19 protein-coding genes and 1 riboswitch are annotated in these 19937 nt (G+C 62.0%); of the genes, 14 read left to right on the top strand and 5 right to left on the bottom strand.

What is annotated here, in order from left to right:
• The first annotated feature begins 118 nt into the window (after window positions 1–118).
• The 3 genes from relA (at window position 119) to HKK57_RS02350 (ending at window position 3918) form a co-directional block, all read left to right on the top strand.
• The gene (relA, locus tag HKK57_RS02360) at window positions 119–2362 is read left to right on the top strand and encodes a GTP diphosphokinase (RefSeq protein WP_029292394.1); all 2244 of its coding nucleotides are present in this window, start codon (window positions 119–121) and stop codon (window positions 2360–2362) included.
• A gap of 151 nt (window positions 2363–2513) precedes the next feature.
• The gene (gene mazG, locus HKK57_RS02355; protein ID WP_133714205.1) at window positions 2514–3347 is read left to right on the top strand and encodes a nucleoside triphosphate pyrophosphohydrolase; all 834 of its coding nucleotides are present in this window, start codon (window positions 2514–2516) and stop codon (window positions 3345–3347) included.
• 25 nt (window positions 3348–3372) lie between these two features.
• On the top strand, window positions 3373–3918 hold the full coding sequence (locus HKK57_RS02350) for a DUF2058 domain-containing protein (protein ID WP_070995894.1): 546 nt from the start codon (window positions 3373–3375) through the stop codon (window positions 3916–3918).
• Between the two features lie 254 nt (window positions 3919–4172).
• On the opposite strand, the gene HKK57_RS02345 is transcribed toward HKK57_RS02350, so the two are convergent.
• From HKK57_RS02345 to purM, 4 genes are all read right to left on the bottom strand, one after another.
• Window positions 4173–4361, bottom strand: coding sequence for a hypothetical protein (locus HKK57_RS02345; RefSeq protein ID WP_029292397.1), 189 nt, complete (start codon window positions 4359–4361; stop codon window positions 4173–4175).
• 311 nt (window positions 4362–4672) lie between these two features.
• Window positions 4673–5386: a DUF3108 domain-containing protein gene (locus HKK57_RS02340; protein ID WP_029292398.1), complete on the bottom strand. Its 714-nt coding sequence runs from the start codon at window positions 5384–5386 to the stop codon at window positions 4673–4675.
• Window positions 5387–5394: 8 nt separating this feature from the next.
• On the bottom strand, window positions 5395–6045 hold the full coding sequence (gene purN, locus HKK57_RS02335; RefSeq protein ID WP_070995892.1) for a phosphoribosylglycinamide formyltransferase: 651 nt from the start codon (window positions 6043–6045) through the stop codon (window positions 5395–5397).
• Window positions 6045–7103, bottom strand: coding sequence for a phosphoribosylformylglycinamidine cyclo-ligase (gene purM / locus HKK57_RS02330; protein ID WP_029292400.1), 1059 nt, complete (start codon window positions 7101–7103; stop codon window positions 6045–6047). The genes purN and purM overlap by 1 nt, the downstream gene beginning before the upstream one ends.
• A 358-nt stretch (window positions 7104–7461) precedes the next feature.
• Between purM and HKK57_RS02325 the strand changes: the two genes are divergently transcribed.
• The 5 genes from HKK57_RS02325 (at window position 7462) to HKK57_RS02305 (ending at window position 12084) form a co-directional block, all read left to right on the top strand.
• Entirely contained in the window at window positions 7462–8520 is a 1059-nt protein-coding gene (locus HKK57_RS02325; protein WP_029292401.1) for a DUF2066 domain-containing protein, read from the top strand.
• A 43-nt stretch (window positions 8521–8563) separates the two neighbouring features.
• Window positions 8564–9637, top strand: coding sequence for an AI-2E family transporter (locus HKK57_RS02320; protein ID WP_133714206.1), 1074 nt, complete (start codon window positions 8564–8566; stop codon window positions 9635–9637).
• 215 nt (window positions 9638–9852) lie between these two features.
• Window positions 9853–10557, top strand: a complete 705-nt coding sequence (gene hda / locus HKK57_RS02315; RefSeq protein WP_029292403.1) for a DnaA regulatory inactivator Hda — start codon at window positions 9853–9855, stop codon at window positions 10555–10557.
• Between the two features lie 213 nt (window positions 10558–10770).
• Window positions 10771–11400, top strand: a complete 630-nt coding sequence (locus HKK57_RS02310; RefSeq protein ID WP_029292404.1) for a C40 family peptidase — start codon at window positions 10771–10773, stop codon at window positions 11398–11400.
• Window positions 11401–11544: 144 nt separating this feature from the next.
• Window positions 11545–12084 (top strand): C40 family peptidase, encoded by a 540-nt coding sequence (locus HKK57_RS02305; RefSeq protein ID WP_029292405.1) that lies wholly within the window; start codon window positions 11545–11547, stop codon window positions 12082–12084.
• 133 nt (window positions 12085–12217) lie between these two features.
• Here HKK57_RS02305 and HKK57_RS02300 read toward each other — a convergent pair whose 3' ends face one another.
• Window positions 12218–13531, bottom strand: a complete 1314-nt coding sequence (locus HKK57_RS02300; RefSeq protein WP_169389721.1) for a PQQ-dependent sugar dehydrogenase — start codon at window positions 13529–13531, stop codon at window positions 12218–12220.
• 99 nt (window positions 13532–13630) lie between these two features.
• Window positions 13631–13878, top strand: a riboswitch (cobalamin riboswitch).
• An 80-nt stretch (window positions 13879–13958) separates the two neighbouring features.
• Here HKK57_RS02300 and cobO point away from each other — a divergent pair.
• Genes cobO through HKK57_RS02270 form a run of 6 tightly spaced genes read left to right on the top strand, consistent with a single transcriptional unit; the run spans window position 13959 to window position 19931 of the window.
• A complete protein-coding gene (gene cobO, locus HKK57_RS02295) occupies window positions 13959–14570 on the top strand; it encodes a cob(I)yrinic acid a,c-diamide adenosyltransferase (RefSeq protein WP_029292407.1) in 612 nt (203 codons plus the stop codon).
• A complete protein-coding gene (locus HKK57_RS02290) occupies window positions 14567–15949 on the top strand; it encodes a cobyrinate a,c-diamide synthase (protein ID WP_169389720.1) in 1383 nt (460 codons plus the stop codon). The genes cobO and HKK57_RS02290 overlap by 4 nt, the downstream gene beginning before the upstream one ends.
• Window positions 15946–16596, top strand: a complete 651-nt coding sequence (gene bluB / locus HKK57_RS02285; protein WP_169389719.1) for a 5,6-dimethylbenzimidazole synthase — start codon at window positions 15946–15948, stop codon at window positions 16594–16596. Before HKK57_RS02290 ends, bluB begins: the two co-directional genes overlap by 4 nt.
• Window positions 16593–17501: an adenosylcobinamide-phosphate synthase CbiB gene (gene cbiB, locus HKK57_RS02280; RefSeq protein WP_169389718.1), complete on the top strand. Its 909-nt coding sequence runs from the start codon at window positions 16593–16595 to the stop codon at window positions 17499–17501. The genes bluB and cbiB overlap by 4 nt, the downstream gene beginning before the upstream one ends.
• Window positions 17494–18483 carry a threonine-phosphate decarboxylase CobD gene (gene cobD / locus HKK57_RS02275; RefSeq protein ID WP_169389717.1) on the top strand — a complete coding sequence of 330 codons (990 nt, stop codon included), beginning with the start codon at window positions 17494–17496 and terminating at the stop codon, window positions 18481–18483. The genes cbiB and cobD overlap by 8 nt, the downstream gene beginning before the upstream one ends.
• The gene (locus HKK57_RS02270; protein WP_169389716.1) at window positions 18480–19931 is read left to right on the top strand and encodes a cobyric acid synthase; all 1452 of its coding nucleotides are present in this window, start codon (window positions 18480–18482) and stop codon (window positions 19929–19931) included. Before cobD ends, HKK57_RS02270 begins: the two co-directional genes overlap by 4 nt.
• Window positions 19932–19937 lie beyond the last annotated feature (6 nt).

The raw sequence follows: 19937 nt of genomic DNA, 5'->3' as shown, positions 1-19937 counted from the left end.
TGCTCGCTTAGTCCGACTGGCCTGCGTTCTCCAGGGCCTGTGACCTGCCAGGGAGTTCGCGTTACAAGGGTCAGCGATTTTGACGCGCTACAGGCGCGTCGTAGGGAAGGTAAGCAAGATGGTACAGGTGAGAGCACACCAGCCGATCAACACCGACGGCAGTATCAATCTCGAGGCATGGCTGGATCATGCCATCAGTGTCGATCCGGCACTGGACCGTGAAGCCTTGAAAGCCGCCTGCGAGTTCGCTCGCGAGGCAGAACAGCAAGACAATGCGGCCAAGAACCTCTGGGCCGAAGGAACATCCAGTTTTCGTACCGGGCTTGAAATCGCCGAGATCCTCGCCGACCTCAAGCTGGACCAGGATTCGCTGATCGCCGCGGTGCTCTATCGCGGTGTGCGCGAAGGGCATATTGCGTTGCCGCTGGTCAGCCAGCGTTTCGGCGCGGTGGTGGCCAAGCTGATCGATGGCGTGTTGCGTATGGCTGCGATCAGCGCCAGCCTCAGCCCGCGCCAGTCGATGGTGCTCGGCACCCAGGGGCAGGTGGAAAACCTGCGCAAGATGCTGGTGGCGATGGTCGACGACGTACGCGTCGCGCTGATCAAGCTGGCCGAGCGCACCTGCGCGATCCGTGCGGTGAAAACCGCCGATGACGAAAAGCGCAATCGGGTTGCCCGTGAGGTCTTCGATATCTACGCGCCCCTGGCTCACCGCCTGGGCATCGGCCATATCAAGTGGGAGCTGGAGGACTTGTCCTTCCGCTACCTGGAGCCCGATCAATACAAACAGATCGCGACCCTGCTGCATGAGCGGCGGCTGGACCGTGAGCGCTTCATCAGCGATGTGATGGGCCAGTTGCGCTCGGAATTGCAGGCTACCGGTGTCGAAGCCGATATCAGCGGCCGGGCAAAGCACATCTATTCGATCTGGCGCAAAATGCAGCGCAAGGGCCTGGCCTTCAGCCAGATCTACGACGTGCGCGCCGTGCGTGTGCTGGTGCCGGAAATGCGCGACTGCTACACCGCGCTGGGTATCGTCCATACGCTGTGGCGGCACATTCCCAAAGAGTTCGACGACTACATCGCCAACCCCAAGGAGAACGGCTACCGCTCGCTGCACACGGCGGTGATCGGCCCCGAGGGCAAGGTGCTGGAAGTGCAGATCCGTACCCACGCCATGCACGAAGAGGCAGAGTTGGGCGTGTGTGCGCACTGGCGCTACAAGGGTACCGACGTCAAGTCGGGCTCCAACCAGTACGAAGAGAAAATCTCCTGGCTGCGCCAAGTGCTGGAATGGCACGAAGAACTGGGCGATATCGGCGGCCTGGCCGAGCAACTGCGGGTGGATATCGAGCCCGACCGGGTCTACATCTTCACCCCCGATGGCCACGCCATCGACTTGCCCAAGGGGGCGACGCCGCTGGACTTTGCCTACCGCGTGCACACCGAGATCGGCCACAACTGCCGTGGCGCCAAGATCAACGGGCGCATCGTGCCGCTCAACTACAGCCTGCAGACCGGTGAGCAGGTCGAGATCATCACCAGCAAGCACGGTACGCCGAGCCGCGACTGGCTGAACCCGAACCTGGGCTACATCACCACGTCGCGTGCGCGGGCGAAGATTGTCCACTGGTTCAAGCTGCAGGCGCGGGACCAGAACGTCGCCGCCGGCAAGACCTTGCTCGAGCGCGAGCTGGGGCGCCTGGGCCTGCCCCAGGTGGATTTCGACAAGTTGGCCGAAAAGGCCAACATGAAGATTGCCGAAGACATGTTCGCTGCCCTCGGTGCCGGCGACCTGCGCCTGGCGCAGTTGGTCAACCTGGCCCAGCAACTGGTGGAACCGGAGCGTGGCAGCGAGCAACTGGAACTGATCCCACGCAAGGCCACCGGCTACAAGCCGGGCAAGCGCGGCGATATCCAGATCCAGGGCGTAGGCAACCTGATGACCCAGATGGCCGGCTGCTGCCAGCCGTTGCCGGGCGATGCCATCGTCGGCTACATCACCCAGGGCCGTGGGGTGAGCATTCACCGCCAGGACTGCGCCTCGGTGCTGCAGTTGGGCGGGCGTGAGCCGGAGCGGATCATCCAGGTCAGTTGGGGGCCGGTGCCGGTGCTCACCTACCCGGTGGACATCATCATCCGTGCCTACGACCGCTCGGGTCTGCTGCGGGACGTTTCGCAAGTGCTGCTCAATGAGCGGATCAACGTACTGGCAGTCAATACCCGCTCGAACAAAGAGGACAACACTGCACTGATGTCCCTGACCATCGAGATTCCGGGGCTGGACGCGTTGGGGCGGTTGCTGGGGCGTATCTCCCAGTTGCCGAACATCATCGAGACACGGCGTAACCGCACGCCATAAATCGCTGGATGAGCGCGGTCTAAAATGTGGGAGCGGGCTTGCTCGCGAAAGCGCTGGATCAGTCAATATATTCGGCGACTGACACAACGCCATCGCGAGCAAGCCCGCTCCCACATTTGATCCTCAGCGCTCCCCGAACAGAGATTGACCGATGTATTCACTTGAAGACCTGCTGCACCTGATGAACCGCCTGCGTGACCCGCAATATGGTTGCCCGTGGGACATCAAGCAAACCTACGCCAGCATCGTGCCCCATACCCTGGAAGAAGCCTACGAAGTCGCCGACGCCATCGAGCGCGGGGATTTTGATCATCTGCAAGGCGAGTTGGGCGACCTGTTGTTCCAGGTGGTGTATTACAGCCAATTGGCCCGGGAAGAAGGGCGCTTCGAGTTCGCCGGGGTGGTCGACAGCATCACCCGCAAGCTGATTCGCCGGCATCCCCATGTGTTCCCCACCGGCGACCTGTATGCGCCGCTGGATGTTCCTCAGTTAAGCGAAGAGCAGGTCAAGGAGCGCTGGGAGCAAATCAAGGCCGAGGAGCGCGCAGAAAAATCCCAGGCCCCGCAGCAACTGTCCCTGCTCGATGATGTACCCAGCGCTTTGCCGTCCCTGTCCCGCGCGGCCAAATTGCAAAAACGCGCGAGCCAGGTAGGCTTTGACTGGCCAGCGGCGTTACCGGTGGTGGATAACGTGCGTGAAGAGCTCGATGAGGTGCTCGAAGCCATGGCCGACAACGACCCGGCAGCGATTGCCGATGAAGTCGGTGACCTGCTGTTTGCGGCGGTCAACCTGGCCCGGCACCTCAAGGTGGACCCGGAAACCGCCCTGCGCGGTGCCAATGCCAAATTCGAAAGGCGATTCCGATTTATCGAACAGGCATTGCGCGACACCCACCGTCCCATGGAAGATTGCACCCTCGAAGAGTTGGACGCCCTGTGGGGTGAAGCCAAACGCCAGGAAAAGAATGTGTCCAACTGCGGTTGAGCAGTTGCCTAAGTGAGTAAGCACCATGAGCATTTCCCTTCGCGACCAGTTGCTCAAAGCAGGCCTGGTCAATCAGAAGCAGGCCAAGCAGGTCGGCAAAGACAAGCAGAAGCAGCAGCGCCTGGTTCACAAAGGCCAGGCCCAGGCCGATGACACCCAGCAGCGCCTGGCCCTGGAAGCGCAGGCCGAGAAGGTCAAGCGCGACCAGGAGCTCAACCGTCAGCAGCAGGAAAAGGTCGAGGCCAAGGCCCGTGCCGCGCAGGTCAAGCAATTGATCGAGACCTCGCGCCTGCCCAAGCTGACCACCGAGGACTACTACAACTTTGTTGACGACAAGAAGGTCAAGCGCCTGTCGGTCAATACCTTGATGCGCAACAAGCTGAGCAACGGCTCGTTGGCGATTGTCCACCATGGCGGTAGTTACGAAGTGATTCCACGGGAGGCCGCCCTGAAAATCCAGGAGCGCGCGCCTGAGCGCATCGTCCAGCTCAACATCCTCACCGAGACCCAGGTGCCGGATGAGGATGATCCATACGCCGCGTACCAGATCCCTGATGATCTGATGTGGTAACAACCTTGCGGTTGTAAGCGGGGCTGTTGTGGCAGGCGGGCTTGTTGTGGCGAGCGGGCTTGCCCCGCGCTGGGCTGCGAAGCGGCCCCAAAACCCAAGCCCACCGTTGTATCTTAAAGATCGCGGCCGGCCTTATTGGGCCTGCTTCGCAGTCCAGCGCGGGGCAAGCCCGCTCGCCACAACAAGCCCGCTCGCCACAATCACTTCCACCTCCGGGGTCATAGCCACGGAGCGGCCCATAGCACTCCAGTGAGTCAGGAACTGGATGCCTGGCGTTTCATTTCGAGGGTTTCGAGCTCGTTTTTATAATTGTGGGCGTCGCACTCGTTGTGAAACATGCCTACCAGCAGGTCTTGTTGATGCACATCCCAGATATGAATGCCGTGGGCCAGGGCCTCGTGGGACATATGGGCATCGTCGCGTTCAGTTACTTTTACTGTCATCTGCTTGCTCCAGTCTCTGGTTGATCTGCGGCAAGGCGTCGCAGGCCTTTGTTATATATTTTGTTAGCTTGCTAAGTAAACTGACTTTGCGTGCAACAATTCATTGCAGTAGCCGCAACAATGCTCCAGGTCCCGTAAACCGCGACATTGCGTCGCAGGAGGGGGCGGTTTATGACAAAAGTTTCATGTTGGTTAGGCTGTTTAGACCTGTAGGAGCCGGCTTGCCGGCGATAGCGGTATCAGCCACCCATGAAAAAATGCAGGCGAAAAAAAGCCCCGCAGTTAGCGAGGCTCTTTCAATCAATCAACGATCAGCTGCCTTTCACAGCCTTGCCATTGACCGTGCCGTCCAACAGCATGATGTTGTATTCCTTACCGTCGGTTTCGACTTGTTGCAGGCGAACCAGCAGGTAGTCCCAATCCTTGGCAAACCACATCACCGTGGTGCGCTTGCTTTGCGTCGGGTCGCGCACGCGCTCAACCTTGATGGCGTCGATCTTGCCGGCCTTGGTGTCGACTTTCTCGGTGCCCAGTACGCGGAAGTCATAGGTCTCGACTTCGCCGTCATCCACTACCTGGTAACTCATGGTTTTCTTGCCGGCCGCTACGTCATGCTGCAGGGCCAACTGGTAGGTGGATTTATCGACCATACCGCGGTTCAGTGGGATCTTGACCGCGTCGCCGCGATCGGTACCGGTGACCATCTTGGCGGTCCAGTCGAAGTCCAGGTCGGCCTTCTTGGCTTTGCCCAGGCCACCACGTTCAAAGTGGTAGGACTGGGGCAGCAGGGTGTCCTTGTCCAGGGTCAGGGTGCTTTCTTCCGTCAGGCTGGCGATCATCATCGAGGCCTTGAAGCTGAGCTTCCAGACGCCGTTACCGGTGCTTTCCAGGCTGCGGGAGGCCTGGCCACTCATGGGCAACTGCTTCCAGTCGGCGGTGTAGCTGGCGGAGAAAGGCTGTAGATCTGCCGCGTGCACGGTAGGCAGGGCAAGCAGAGCAAAAGCGAAGAGCAGGGCACGACGCATAAAATCTCCTAGGTACGAATCAAGTGGCCGCTGGCCGCAAGTAACTGGCCGTCCAACAACGCGCCTTGTTCACCGAGCACCAAGCGTCCTTCGGCAAACCAGCGAACCGCCAGCGGGTAAATCCTGTGTTCCTGGGTGTGAACCCGTTGCGCAAGGCTCTGCGCCGAGTCCGCAGACTCTACCGGAACTACTGCCTGTACGACCAGAGGCCCGCCATCGAGTTCCTCGGTGACAAAGTGCACGCTGCAGCCGTGCTCTGTATCTCCGGCCTCAAGGGCCCGTTGGTGGGTATGTAACCCTTTGTATTTGGGCAGCAGGGAAGGGTGGATATTCAGCAGGCGCCCCTGGTAGTGGCGCACGAAGTCAGCGCTGAGAATGCGCATGAAACCGGCGAGGACCACGAGCTTGGGATTGAAGGCGTCGATCAGTTCGATCAAGGCTGCATCGAAGGCCTCGCGACCGTCGAACGCCTTGTGATCCAGGGAGCGGGTATCGATACCCGCGTCCTGGGCGCGTTGCAGGCCGTAGGCGTCGCTGCGGTTGGAAATCACCGCAGCGATGCGCACCGGGCTGTCGCCGGCGCGCGTGCTATCGATCAGGGCCTGCAAGTTACTGCCGGTGCCGGAAAGCAGCACCACGACATCACAGGTTGCTGGCATCAGTGAGCCTTGAGGTTCTTCAGTTCAACCTGGGCAGCACCTTCGGCAGCGGTGGCGATCTGGCCGATCACCCATGGCTGCTCGCCGGCTTCACGCAGTACGTTCAGCGCAGTTTCCACGTGTTCTTGAGCCACGCAGATGACCATGCCCACGCCGCAGTTCAGCACGCGGTGCATCTCGGTTTCATTGACGTTGCCTTGCTCTTGCAGCCAGTCGAAGACCGCCGGGCGCTGCCAACTGGCCACGTCGACGATGGCCTGGGCGCCTTTTGGCAGCACGCGCGGGATGTTGTCCAGCAGGCCGCCACCGGTGATGTGGGCCATGGCCTTGACGGCGCCAGTGTCCTTGATCAGCTTGAGCAATGGCTTGACGTAGATGCGGGTCGGGGCCATCAGCAGGTCGGTCAAGGGCTTGCCGTCGAGCTGGGTGTTTTCGATGTCGGCGCCGGACACTTCGATGATCTTGCGGATCAGCGAGTAGCCGTTGGAGTGCGGGCCGGACGATGGCAGGGCCAGCAGGGCGTCGCCAGCGGCCACCTTGGAACCGTCGATGATCTCGGCTTTTTCTACAACGCCGACGCAGAAGCCGGCCAGGTCGTAGTCTTCGCCTTCGTACATGCCCGGCATTTCAGCGGTTTCGCCGCCGACCAGGGAGCAACCCGACAGCTCACAGCCAGCGCCGATACCGGTGACCACTTGTGCAGCGGTCTCCACGTTCAGCTTGCCGGTGGCGTAGTAGTCGAGGAAGAACAGCGGCTCGGCGCCACATACCACCAGGTCGTTGACGCACATGGCTACCAGGTCGATGCCGATGGTGTCGTGCTTGTTCAGGTTCAGCGCCAGGCGCAGCTTGGTGCCCACGCCGTCGGTGCCGGAGACCAGCACAGGCTGCTTGTAGCCGGCCGGGATCTCGCAGAGGGCGCCGAAACCGCCCAGGCCGCCCATGACTTCGGGGCGCGCAGTGCGCTTGGCGACGCTCTTGATGCGTTCGACCAATGCTTCACCGGCGTCGATGTCTACACCGGCGTCCTTGTAGCTCAGGGAGGGTTGCTTGCTCATGATCCAGGCCTTTAGGGGGGGATTCAGGGGTAACGACCGATGCGGTGGGGGTACGGAAGTTGAACACTTCAGGACGCCCAGCCGTTGACGGTCTGCGAAGGCGCGCGATTTTATCAGGCTTGAGGGGCAGCGGCCATCCTCGGGCCGACGGGCAGAGGCATATGGTGCTAAAAAAACCTTAATCGGCGCCGCGATCGCCTGTATTAAGGTATAGCCTTTAACCCGCTATCGTTATGACAGTACGAAAACTTACCGGGGCCTTGTGAATGTTTTGCCGGTCGCTGTGGTCACAGCCTTGCTTAACCTTCTTCACGCGGTCTGTTCCAGCCGCTTTTTTGTCGTTCGGGAATCTTTTTTCATGGGTCTGAGTAGATACTTTTTTGTCGGCTGTTTGTCGTTGGTCAGCCTGGCGAGTCATGCCGAAACCCTCAATGGCCTCTATCAAGTGCTGGAGCCTGTCAGCAGCCAGGCGCCGCAAGAGCGTGAACAAGCCACCCAGCGAGCCCTGCAAACCCTGGTGATCCGCCTGACCGGCGACGCCAAGGCGGCCGAGGGCCCCGGCCTGGCAGCGATCCGCAAGGATCCGCAACAGATCATCAGCCAGTACGGCTACGACGCGGGCCCCCCGGAAAGCCTGCAAGTGGATTTCGACCCGGTCAGCACCGACCGCGCCCTGCGCGATGCCGGCCTGGCGTTGTGGGGCAACAATCGGCCGTCGATCCTTGGCTGGTGGCTGAACGATTCCACTGAAGGCAGCAGCCTGGTGGGGGATGGCCAGTCGGCGGCCGAGCCACTGCGTCGTGCAGCCCAGCATCGCGGCTTGCCGTTGCGCCTGCCACTGGGTGATCTCGATGAACAGATCGTTGCCACCGCGCCTAATCTTGAAAGTGCAGATCCCGCGCCCCTGCGTTCGGCCTCCGAACGTTATGGCGCCGATGCCCTGCTGGCGGTGCACGCCCGTGAAGAGGCGGGCCAATGGCAAGCCAAATGGCGCCTGTGGCTGGGTGACAAAGCCGAGCAGGGCAGCGTACAGGGCGCCGACACGGCTGCCTTGGCTGATGCCGTGTTGCTGGCGGTCAGTGAGCGTCTTGCTCCCCGTTTTGCGGTAAAAGCCGGGGTGTCCAGCGAGCAGTTGCTGCAAGTGCAAGGCATGACCCTGGAACGCTACGCCGCCCTCGGTCATCTGCTTGAGCCTTTTGGCGCGCAGTTGCAGCGGGTGGATGGCGATCGGATCGTCTATCGGGTCAATGGCAGCAGCGAGCAACTGCGCAGCCAGTTGAGCCTGGCCAAGTTGCAGGAAGTGCCCGCCGGTGAGGCACTTGCGCCGCAGCCTGTACAGCCGCCCGTGGCCGAGGGGGCTGCACCTGCGCCGCTGCCGCCAGCCGAGCCTGAGCCGCAACTGCGTTTTCGTTGGTAAATGTTCTTCCTTATATAGAAGCAAATGACAGATGGAGTGGTTTATGGCGGATACGCGTCGTTGGGTGTGGCTTGGCGGGATTGTCCTGCTGTGCGTCTTTGTGTTCTTGCTGCATTCGATCCTGACGCCGTTCCTGGTCGCGTTGCTGTTGGCCTATCTGTTCGATCCGGTGGTGGATCGCCTGGAAAAGGCCGGCTTGTCGCGAACCTGGGGGGTGGTGGCGGTATTTGCGCTGTTTACCCTGATCGTCATGGCGCTGTTGCTGGTGCTGGTGCCGATGCTGGCCAAGCAACTGGTCCGCCTGTATGAGCTGGCACCGCAGATGCTCGACTGGCTGCAACACACAGCCATGCCCTGGGCGCAGTCCAAGCTTGGCCTGGCCGATGGCTTCTGGAAGTTCGACAAGGTCAAGGCCGCGATCAGCGAGCACATGGGCCAGACCACCGATATCGTCGGGGTCATCCTCAGCCAGGCCACGGCCTCCAGCCTGGCCTTGATCGGCTGGCTGACCAACCTGGTGTTGATCCCGGTGGTGGCGTTCTACCTGCTGCGCGACTGGGACATCATGATGGCCAAGATCCGCAGCCTGCTGCCCCGTGATCGTGAGGAGCGCATCGTGTCCCTGGCCGGGGAGTGCCACGAGGTGCTGGGTGCCTTCGTTCGTGGGCAGTTGTTGGTGATGGTGGCGTTGGGGATTATCTATGCTGGCGGCCTAATGGCGATTGGCCTGGAACTCGGCCTGTTGATCGGCATGATTGCCGGCCTGGCGGCGATTGTGCCGTACATGGGCTTTGTCATCGGGATTGGCGCGGCGCTGGTGGCCGGCCTGTTCCAGTTTGGCGGCGACTTGTACCCGATGCTGGGGATTGTCGCGGTGTTCATGGTCGGTCAGGCGCTGGAAGGCATGGTGTTGACACCGTTGCTGGTGGGCGACCGTATCGGCCTGCACCCGGTGGCCGTGATCTTTGCGATCCTGGCGGGCGGCGAGCTGTTCGGCTTTACCGGCATCCTGCTGGCGCTGCCGGTGGCGGCGGTGATCATGGTGCTGGTGCGCCATGTGCATGATGTGTACAAGGATTCGGACGTGTACACGGGCGCGGATGACCCTCAGTTGTAAGGCTGATCACAAACCCGGCGCAAGGCCGGGTTTGTTGTCTTCAGGGCTTGGCATTTAGCCATCGCGTCAAACAATCTCCAAAAAATCCAATGAGTTAACGCAAACCTTTGATTTTGCTTGTGGTCTGTTGCATTGTGCGCCCGGCGTCACGGGTATAAACTTTGCAAACTTTTCACAGAGGCCACTAACGGTTCGATTGGAGCCGTTCAGTCAGCATGAAACCGATTCAGCTGCCCCTAGGTGTGCGTCTGCGTGACGACGCTACCTTCATCAATTACTACCCAGGCGCCAATGCCGCTGCACTCGGCTATGTCGAGCGGCTCTGCGAAGCCGACGCCGGGTGGACGGAAAGCCTGATCTACCTCTGGGGCAAGGACGGCGTGGGGCGTACCCACCTGTTGCAGGCAGCCTGCCTGCGCTTTGAGCAGTTGGGTGAACCGGCGGTGTACCTGCCGTTGGCCGAACTGCTGGACCGTGGCATCGGCATCCTCGACAACCTCGAGCAATACGAACTGGTGTGCCTGGATGACCTGCAAGCGGTCGCTGGCAGGGCGGACTGGGAAGAGGCGCTGTTCCATCTGTTCAACCGCCTGCGCGACAGCGGTCGGCGGCTGTTGATTGCCGCGTCAACCTCGCCTCGGGAACTGCCGGTCAAGCTGGCGGACCTGAAGTCGCGGCTGACCCTGGCGCTGATCTTCCAGATGCGTCCGTTGTCCGATGAAGACAAGCTGCGTGCCTTGCAACTACGCGCATCGCGCCGTGGCCTGCACCTGACCGATGAAGTCGGGCATTTCATCCTTACCCGTGGCACCCGCAGCATGAGCGCGTTGTTCGACCTGCTCGAACAGCTCGACCAGGCCTCCCTGCAGGCCCAGCGCAAGCTCACCATTCCCTTTCTCAAAGAGACCCTCGGCTGGTAGTCAGCCCTTTGAAACCGGGGCTTCTGGCAAAATCCAGGCGCCAGAAAACCTGCGTTTGGGCCGCTCTGGCCACGCAAAAGGCTCTAAATGGGGTTTAAGGGCTTAGATGACATAGGTCAAACAAGAAGTCACATAGATCACGATTGAATTTGCAAATCGATGTCATAGAAGGCATAGTCTCGACTTCTTTACATATCAGCCACGGTCGTGCCCATGCTAAATCGCTTCGCACCCCTCGTGCCTCTCGCACTCGTTACCCTGTTGTTTGGTTGCGCCACCCACCCCCAGCAGGTGGTCGAGCAGCAAAAGCCACAGCAACAACATCAAGCCAAATTCGTCGCAACACAGTCTTCTTCTGTTTATGAAGAAGAGGTGGCGACCGAAAAAGAACTGGCCCAGTTCGCCGACAGCAAGCCTTATCAGTTGCCACTGCTGGCCGACAGCATCCTCGAACGCGGCATGTCCCTGATCGGTACCCGCTACCGTTTCGGCGGTACTTCCGAAGCCGGTTTCGACTGCAGCGGTTTTATCGGTTATCTGTTTCGTGAAGAAGCTGGCATGAACCTGCCGCGCTCCACCCGCGAAATGATCAACGTGGATGCACCGTTGGTCGCACGGAACAACCTCAAGCCTGGCGATCTGCTTTTCTTCAGTACCAATGGCCGTGGTCGTGTCAGCCACGCCGGTATCTACCTGGGTGATGACCAGTTCATCCACTCCAGCAGCCGCCGCAGCGGTGGGGTGCGGGTCGATAAGCTGGGCGACAGCTACTGGAGCAAAACCTTCATCGAAGCCAAGCGCGCACTGGCGATGGCCCCGACTACCGTTACCGCTCGCAAGTAAACTTAAAGTGATACTTGAAGTTTGACGCGTAACCGCTAGAATCCTGAGATATTGTTGCGAACCTGACCGCGCAAGCTTGCTTGCGCGGTCTAGTTTTCAGCGTTCGGCAGCGAAAGCCGCATCCAGATCAGGATTGTTCTGCCCATGTCGACCTCGGCCCGCCTAATTCTTCTTGTCTGCGCCGCGCTGCTCAGTGCCTGCGCCAGCCGTCCTCCACCTGCGCCTGTGGCCGTCAAGCCCAAGCCGGTATTCAACTACACCACCCAGAACTTTTCGCCGGTTGCCGAAGATGTGCTGTTTCGCGCCTTGGGCTTGGTCGGCACGCCTTATCGCTGGGGCGGCAACACGCCGGACTCGGGGTTTGATTGCAGCGGCCTGATTGGTTTTGTCTACCGCGATGCTGCTGGCATCTCGCTGCCGCGCACCACTCGCGAGTTGATCGTGATGCGTGCCCAGGACGTGCGTGAAGATGCGCTGCAAACCGGCGACCTGCTGTTTTTTGCCACGGGCGGTGGTTCGCAGGTCAGCCATGCCGGCATCTATGTAGGGGAAGGGCGCTTCGTCCATGCGCCACAAACTGGCGGTACGGTGAAGCTTGATACCTTGTCCAAGGCCTATTGGCAGAATGCCTACCTGAGCGCCAAGCGCGTGTTGCCGGCCGAGCACCTGGCGCGTAACCCTTAAGACCTGCACCGATCAAAAATGTGGGAGCGGGCTTGCCCGCGATGGCGGTGTATCAGTGGATAGATTCCTGGCTGATCCACCGCCATCGCGGGCAAGCCCGCTCCCACAGTTGTTTTTTGGGGCGGCAAATTATTTATTTAACAGCCGACACCCGCCACACCTTATTCCCCACATCATCCGCCACCAACAGCCCGCCTTGCTGGTCGATCACCACCCCCACCGGCCGCCCCATGGCTTTCTCATCACTGTTGAGAAACCCGGTCAGCACATCCACCGGTTGCCCCTTCGGCTTGCCGCCTTCGAACGGCACAAAGATCACCTTGTAGCCACTGTGCGGCTTGCGATTCCACGAGCCATGCTGGCCGATAAACGCGCCATGGCTAAATTGTGCCGGTAGCGTGTTGCCTTCTGCGAAGGTCAGTCCCAGGGACGCGGTGTGTGGCCCGACGGCGTAGTCCGGCGCGATGGCCTTGGCCACCAGGTCCGGGTCCTGCGGCGTGACCCGTACATCCACATGTTGGCCGTAGTAACTGAACGGCCAGCCATAGAAGCCGCCATCCTTGACCGAGGTGATGTAGTCCGGCACCAGGTCGCTGCCGATTTCATCGCGCTCGTTGACCGCCGTCCACAGCTTGCCGCTTTGCGGCTCCCAGGCCATGCCGTTGGGGTTACGCAGACCGGAGGCAAAAATCCGCTGTTTGCCGCTGGCCCGATCGACTTCCCAGATCGCAGCGCGGCCCTGTTCGGGTTCCAGGCCGTTTTCGCCGACGTTGCTGTTAGAGCCGACGCTCACATACAACTTGCTGCCATCCTTGCTGGCCACCACGTTTTTCGTCCAGTGGTGGTTCAGCGGGCCGCCCGGCAGGTCGATGACCTTGGTGCCTGGCGCCTTGATCGCGGTTTCCCCCGGTTGATAAGGGAAGCGCAGCAGCTTGTCCGAATCAGCCACATACAGATCGTTGCCCACCAGGGTCATGCCAAAGGGCGAGTTGAGGTTTTCCAGGAAGACCGTGCGGGTTTCTGCCACGCCATCATGGTCGGCATCGCGCAGCAGGGTGATGCGGTTAGGGCTGGGCACACCCGCGCCGGCGCGGCCCATGACCTTTTCCATGACCCAGCCGCGAATGCCCTTGGAGTCATCCGGCTTGGGCGGCGCGTTGGTCTCGGCCACCAGCACATCGCCATTGGGCAATACATACAGCCAGCGCGGGTGGTCCAGGCCTTCGGCGAAGGCGCCGACCTGGGTACCGGCGGCGGCCTGGGGCTTGGCGCCATCGGGCCAGCCAACGGCCGGGGCGATGTTGACAGTGGGGATCAGGGTTTTGTTCGGTTCCGGCAGCTTGGGCGAAGGCCCGGTGCCGTCGGACACCTGCAACGTTGAGCTTTCCCCGCAGGCGGCGAGTGCGCCTGCGGCCATGATCAGTACGGCGATTCGGGTCTTGTGCATGTTTTTCTCCTCAATGCCTGTAGTCATAGAGGTACGGCCCGTGGCGATGGTTCAAGTGCGTGGCCGGCTTTAATTGACGCTGTACCCCCAACCCACTAACCTTCGCCGCTTGTTTCAGGTGCTCTGTGGCGTACGCGTCGATCGAGTGAAACAGGGAAGCCGGTGAGGGCGCGCACTTTTCTACAGTGCGGCCACGATCCCGGCGCTGCCCCCGCAACGGTAAATGAGTCAAGACGCTGCTTTTGCCACTGTATCGCGTGCGATATGGGAAGGCGCATCGTCGGCCCGCCCTGGTCAACAGGGCGCCACTCATGAGCCCGGAGACCGGCCTGATTCATCCAACAGCATCACGGTGGGCGATGCTTGGCTTCATAGAAATTGTCTTTTCCTGCCCGCCGTTTTTGTCCAGCCCCAACGGAGAGCTGCCATGACTGATTCCCCTGATCGTGACGAACGCCACCTGGCGCGCATGCTGCGCAAAAAAGCGGTGATTGATGAGCGCATTGCCAATTCACCGAATGAATGCGGTTTGCTGCTGGTATTGACCGGCAATGGCAAAGGCAAGAGCAGTTCGGCGTTTGGCATGCTGGCCCGCGCCATGGGGCACGGCATGCAATGCGGCGTAGTGCAGTTCATCAAGGGCCGTAACAGCACCGGTGAAGAACTGTTCTTCCGCCGTTTCCCCGAGCAGGTGCGGTTTCATGTGATGGGCGAGGGCTTCACCTGGGAAACCCAGGACCGCCAGCGCGATATCGCCGCCGCCGAAGCGGCCTGGCAAGTCTCCCGGGAAATGTTGCAGGACCCGTCCATCGGCCTGGTGGTGCTGGATGAGCTGAACATCGCGCTCAAGCACGGCTACCTCGACCTGGACCAGGTGTTGAGCGACCTGCAAGCCCGCCCACCGATGCAGCACGTGCTGGTCACCGGTCGTGGCGCCAAGCCAGAACTGATTGAAATGGCCGACACCGTGACCGAAATGGGCATGCTCAAGCACGCGTTCCAGGCCGGTATCAAGGCACAGAAAGGCATCGAACTTTGAATCAGCCGCGCCATTGCCCAGCCGTACTGATCGCCGCACCGGCGTCAGGCCAGGGCAAAACCACTGTCACCGCCGCCCTGGCCCGGTTGCACCGCAACCTGGGGCGCAAGGTCCGGGTATTCAAATGCGGCCCGGACTTTCTCGACCCGATGATCCATGAGCGCGCCAGTGGCGCGCCGGTCTATCAATTGGACATGTGGATGGTGGGCGAGCAGGAAAGTCGCCGTTTGTTGTGGGAAGCCGCGGGGGAGGCGGACCTGATCCTGATCGAGGGCGTGATGGGGCTGTTTGACGGCACCCCCTCCAGCGCCGACCTGGCGCGCCACTTTGGTGTGCCAGTGCTGGCGGTGATCGATGGCACCGCCATGGCCCAGACCTTTGGCGCCCTGGCGCTGGGGCTGGCGCGTTACCAGGCGGACCTGCCGTTCGCCGGGGTCTTGGCCAACCGCGTCGGGACCGTGCGCCATGCGCAATTGCTTGAAGGCAGCCTGACCGAAGGCCTGCGTTGGTACGGTGCACTGTCCCGGGAAACCGGGATCGAGTTGCCCAGCCGCCACCTGGGCCTGGTGCAGGCCAGCGAGTTGAACGACCTGGACCTGCGTCTGGATGCGGCCGCCGAAGCCCTGGCTGGCAGTTGCGAGGTAGCGCTGCCACCGCCGGTGGAGTTCGCCGCACCCGAGCTGATCGAGGCCGAGCCACTGCTGGCCGGGGTGCGGATTGCCGTGGCCCGTGATGAAGCCTTCGCGTTCACCTATGGCGCGAGCCTCGACTTGCTGCGGGCGATGGGCGCCGAGTTGCGCTTCTTCTCGCCGATCCATGACCAACTGTTGCCCGATGCCGATAGCCTCTATCTGCCCGGTGGTTACCCCGAGCTGCATCATCAGGCGTTGTCGCAAAACACCGCGATGCTGCAGGCGATCCGTGGCCATCACGCTGCCGGTAAGCCGTTGTTGGCCGAATGTGGCGGCATGCTCTATTTGCTCGACTCATTGACCGATGTCGAGGGCACTCGCGCCGAACTGCTGGGGCTGTTGCAAGGCGATGCGGTCATGCAGAAACGCCTGGCGGCCCTGGCCCTGCAAACGGTGGAATTGCCGGAAGGCGTGCTGCGCGGCCATACCTATCATCACTCCCTGACCAGCACGCAATGGCAGCCGATTGCCCGTGGCCTGAGCCCCAATGGCGGGCGCGGTGCCGAGGCGGTGTATCGCCAGGGGCGGATGACGGCCTCCTATGTGCACTTTTATTTCCCCTCGAACCCGGCTGCGATGGCTGCGCTGTTTGCGCCCGAGCGGGACGCCGCTATCGCCGGCAAGCCAGCTCCCACAGGGGATTGCATTGCAACTGTAGGCGCGGGCTTGCCCGCGATAGGGCCATGACCGACAACGCCTTCCCCGCAGCCGAGCGCCAGGCCATCTACCGCGCCATCGCCGAACGCCGCGACATGCGCCACTTCAGCGGCGGCACCGTGGCCCCCGAACTGCTCCAGCGCCTGCTGCACGCCGCGCACCAGGCCCCCAGTGTCGGCCTGATGCAGCCTTGGCGCTTTATCCGCATCAGCGACCGGAGCCTGCGTGGGCAGATCCAGCAGTTGGTGGAAGCCGAGCGCATCCGCACCGCGGCCGCCTTGGGCGAGCGTTCGGACGACTTTATGAAGCTCAAGGTCGAAGGCATCAACGACTGCGCCGAAGTGTTGGTGGCAGCGTTGATGGATGATCGCGAGCGGCATATCTTCGGCCGGCGCACGTTGCCGGAAATGGACCTGGCCTCGCTGTCCTGCGCGATCCAGAATCTATGGCTAGCCTCCCGCGCCGAAGGCCTGGGCATGGGCTGGGTGTCGTTGTTCGAACCCCGGGACCTGGCCGACCTGCTCGGCCTGCCGCCTGGCGCCAAGCCGCTGGCCGTGCTGTGTCTGGGCCCGGTGACGGAGTTCTACCCGGCACCGATGTTGCAACTCGAAGGCTGGACCGAACCGCGTCCGTTGAGTGACATGCTGTATGAGAATTATTGGGGAGTGAGTCAATGAGTGTGGCCTTGCTGAGTGTCGCGGCAGTGGCGCTGGATGCGCTGCTGGGCGAGCCCAGGCGCTGGCATCCGCTGGTGGCGTTCGGCAATTTTGCCGGGCGCATCGAGCAGCGTTTCAACTCCGCAGGTCGCGGCTGGCGCAGCCACGGCGTGACCGCGTGGTTTATCACTGTGATACCGCTGACCTTGCTGGCCACGGCATTGTCCTGGGCGCCTTACTTCGGCTGGGTGATCGAGATCCTCGCGTTGTACCTGGCCCTGGGCATGCGCAGCCTGGGGGAGCACGTGTTGCCGGTGGCCCAGGCCCTGCGCAGTGGGGACCTGGACGAGGCGCGTACGCGCGTCAGTTACCTGGTCAGTCGTCAGACCAGCGAACTGGACAGCACTGAAGTGGCGCGTGCGGCCACCGAGTCGGTGCTGGAAAACGGCAGCGACGCGGTGTTCGCCGCGCTGTTCTGGTTTGTCGTGGCCGGCGTGCCGGGCGTGGTGTTGTACCGCCTGAGTAATACCCTGGATGCCATGTGGGGCTATCGCAACGAACGCTTTGAACGCTTCGGCTGGGCGGCGGCAAAAATTGACGATCTGCTCAATTACATTCCCGCGCGCCTGGTCGCGTTGACCTACGCTGTGCTCGGCAAGACGCGCCTGGCGCTCACATGCTGGCGCCGCCAGGGCCCGACCTGGGACAGCCCGAATGCCGGCCCGGTGATGGCCGCCGGTGCGGGCGCCCTGGGCGTCGAGTTGGGCGGTGCGGCGATTTATCACGGCGAGTTGCACCAACGTCCAGTCCTGGGTGAAGGGCCTCCAGCCGATGGCGATTCCATTGAGCGTGGCTGGCAACTGGTGCAGCGCGGCGTGTGGTTGTGGGTGTTGATCCTGTGCGCGGGGGCACAATTCTATGCTTGAACATGGTGGCCGGCTGCGCAAAGCCGCGATGCAGTACGGCATCGCCCAGGAAGACTGGTTGGACCTTTCCAGTGGCCTCGCGCCCTGGCCCTGGCCAATCCCACCCATCCCGTTACGGGCCTGGGCGCGCTTGCCAGAGACAGATGACGGCCTGGAACAGGCCGCCTGCGACTACTACGGCGCCGCCCAGGTGTTGCCGGTGGCGGGCTCCCAGGCGGCGATCCAACTGCTGCCGCGCCTGCGCCGAGCGGGCAAGGTCGGCGTATTGTCGCCGTGCTATGCCGAGCATGCCGAAGCCTGGCGCCGCGCCGGTTACATCGTGCGTGAGGTGCTGGAGCAGGAAGTCGACTTCTTCCTCGACAGCCTCGACGTGTTGGTGGTGGTCAATCCCAATAACCCAACCGGCCTGAGCCTTACCCCCCAGCGCCTGCTGGATTGGCATGCGCGGCTGGCCCAGCGCGGTGGCTGGCTGGTGGTGGATGAAGCCTTTATGGACAACACCCCGCACTTGAGCCTGGCAAGCCAGGCTAACCAAGTAGGGTTGATTGTGTTGCGCTCCTTCGGCAAGTTTTTCGGCCTGGCCGGGGTGCGCCTGGGCTTTGTCCTGACCGAGCGCAAGCTGCTCAAGCTGCTGGCCGAACAGGTCGGGCCGTGGGCGGTGAGCGGGCCGACCCGGGAGTTGGGCCAGGTCTGCCTGCGTGACAGCGTCGGCCACACCCAGCAGCGCCAGCGCTGCGAGGAAGCCAGCCAGCGTCTGTTCAATCTGCTGGACCAGTATGGCCTGCGCCCGCAAGGCGGTTGTGCGCTGTTCCAGTGGCTGATTGCCGATCGTGCCGAGCAGTTGCATGAGTTCATGGCCCAGCGCGGCATCTTGCTGCGCCTGTTTGTCCACGACAGCAGCCTGCGTTTTGGCCTGCCCGGGACCGACGCCGATTGGCTGCGCCTTGAACAAGCCCTGACTGCCTGGAAACACGCCTCATGACCACCCTGATGGTGCAAGGCACCACCTCCGATGCGGGCAAAAGTACCCTGGTGACCGCACTGTGCCGCTGGGTCGTGCGCCAGGGCGTGGCGGTGGTGCCCTTCAAGCCGCAGAACATGGCGCTCAACAGTGCGGTCACGGCAGAAGGTGGCGAGATCGGCCGTGCCCAGGCCGTGCAGGCCCAGGCCGCCAACCTGGCGCCGCACACCGATATGAACCCGGTGCTGCTCAAGCCCAACAGCGACACCGGCTCCCAGGTCATCATCCATGGCCATGCCGTGACCAGCATGAATGCCGTGGCCTATCACGACTACAAGGCCATCGCCATGCAGGCGGTACTGGCTTCCCATGCGCGTTTGAGTGCGGCCTACCCAGTGGTGATGGTCGAAGGCGCGGGCTCCCCGGCCGAGATCAATCTGCGCGCCAACGACATCGCCAACATGGGGTTCGCCGAAGCGGTGGACTGCCCGGTACTGCTGATTGCCGATATCAATCGCGGCGGGGTATTCGCCCACCTGGTCGGCACGTTGGAGTTGCTATCGCCATCGGAACAGGCGCGGATCAAGGGTTTTATCATCAACCGCTTTCGCGGCGATATCGCGCTGCTGCAACCGGGCCTCGATTGGCTTGAAGCGCGCACCGGCAAACCGGTGGTCGGCGTGCTGCCCTATGTGATGGACCTGCACCTGGAAGCCGAGGATGGCATCGACCAGCGCCAGATCGACAAGGCGGCGCAGGTGCTCAAAGTGGTGGTGCCGGTATTGCCGCGCATCAGCAATCACACCGACTTTGACCCTTTGCGCCTGCATCCCCAGGTGGATTTGCAGTTTGTCGGGCCGGGGCAGGCGATCCCTGCCGCTGACCTGATCATCCTGCCCGGCTCGAAAAGCGTGCGCAGCGATTTGGCCTACCTGCGCGCCAATGGCTGGGACCGTGCGATCGCCCGGCACTTGCGCTACGGCGGCAAGGTCCTGGGGATCTGCGGCGGCCTGCAGATGCTGGGTGAGCAGGTCCACGATCCTCTCGGTCTGGAAGGCACTGCGGGCTCCAGTGAGGGGCTGGGCCTGCTGGCGTTCAGCACCACCCTGGAAGCCGAAAAACAATTGCGCAATGTGCGCGGCCGGCTGGTGCTGGAAGACGCGCCGGTCAGTGGTTATGAGATTCATGCGGGCGTGACCCGTGGCACGGCCCTGGAGCAGCCGGCGGTACGCCTGGATGACGGGCGCAGTGACGGCGCCTGTAGCGATGACGGGCAGATCCTCGGCACCTATCTGCACGGCCTGTTCGAAACGCCTGCTGCGTGCAGCGCCTTGTTGCGCTGGGCCGGTTTGCAGGATGTGCAGGAGGTGGATTACCACGGGCTGCGCGAGCGCGATATCGAGCGTCTGGCGGACCTGGTGGAGCAGCATCTGGACACCCGGTTGCTGCGCCAGTTATGTGGCATTTGAGGGTTT

The organism is Pseudomonas sp. ADAK21 (genome assembly GCF_012935735.1).
GTDB classification, from domain to species: Bacteria; Pseudomonadota; Gammaproteobacteria; order Pseudomonadales; family Pseudomonadaceae; genus Aquipseudomonas; species Aquipseudomonas proteolytica.
Note: the sequence above shows the minus strand (reverse complement) of the source record. Positions and strands in the feature narration are given on the sequence as shown.

Bases quoted from the DNA above. Each gene is read 5' to 3' on its own strand.
- hda (WP_029292403.1), top strand. From the start codon at position 9,853: ATGAAACCGATTCAGCTGCCCCTAGGTGTGCGTCTGCGTGACGACGCT.
- cbiB (WP_169389718.1), top strand. From the start codon at position 16,593: ATGAGTGTGGCCTTGCTGAGTGTCGCGGCAGTGGCGCTGGATGCGCTG.
- cobO (WP_029292407.1), top strand. From the start codon at position 13,959: ATGACTGATTCCCCTGATCGTGACGAACGCCACCTGGCGCGCATGCTG.
- purM (WP_029292400.1), bottom strand. From the start codon at position 7,103: ATGAGCAAGCAACCCTCCCTGAGCTACAAGGACGCCGGTGTAGACATC.
- HKK57_RS02345 (WP_029292397.1), bottom strand. From the start codon at position 4,361: ATGACAGTAAAAGTAACTGAACGCGACGATGCCCATATGTCCCACGAG.
- HKK57_RS02320 (WP_133714206.1), top strand. From the start codon at position 8,564: ATGGCGGATACGCGTCGTTGGGTGTGGCTTGGCGGGATTGTCCTGCTG.
- HKK57_RS02340 (WP_029292398.1), bottom strand. From the start codon at position 5,386: ATGCGTCGTGCCCTGCTCTTCGCTTTTGCTCTGCTTGCCCTGCCTACC.
- HKK57_RS02300 (WP_169389721.1), bottom strand. From the start codon at position 13,531: ATGCACAAGACCCGAATCGCCGTACTGATCATGGCCGCAGGCGCACTC.
- HKK57_RS02350 (WP_070995894.1), top strand. From the start codon at position 3,373: ATGAGCATTTCCCTTCGCGACCAGTTGCTCAAAGCAGGCCTGGTCAAT.
- bluB (WP_169389719.1), top strand. From the start codon at position 15,946: ATGACCGACAACGCCTTCCCCGCAGCCGAGCGCCAGGCCATCTACCGC.
- HKK57_RS02310 (WP_029292404.1), top strand. From the start codon at position 10,771: ATGCTAAATCGCTTCGCACCCCTCGTGCCTCTCGCACTCGTTACCCTG.
- HKK57_RS02325 (WP_029292401.1), top strand. From the start codon at position 7,462: ATGGGTCTGAGTAGATACTTTTTTGTCGGCTGTTTGTCGTTGGTCAGC.
- purN (WP_070995892.1), bottom strand. From the start codon at position 6,045: ATGCCAGCAACCTGTGATGTCGTGGTGCTGCTTTCCGGCACCGGCAGT.
- mazG (WP_133714205.1), top strand. From the start codon at position 2,514: ATGTATTCACTTGAAGACCTGCTGCACCTGATGAACCGCCTGCGTGAC.
- HKK57_RS02305 (WP_029292405.1), top strand. From the start codon at position 11,545: ATGTCGACCTCGGCCCGCCTAATTCTTCTTGTCTGCGCCGCGCTGCTC.
- cobD (WP_169389717.1), top strand. From the start codon at position 17,494: ATGCTTGAACATGGTGGCCGGCTGCGCAAAGCCGCGATGCAGTACGGC.
- relA (WP_029292394.1), top strand. From the start codon at position 119: ATGGTACAGGTGAGAGCACACCAGCCGATCAACACCGACGGCAGTATC.
- HKK57_RS02270 (WP_169389716.1), top strand. From the start codon at position 18,480: ATGACCACCCTGATGGTGCAAGGCACCACCTCCGATGCGGGCAAAAGT.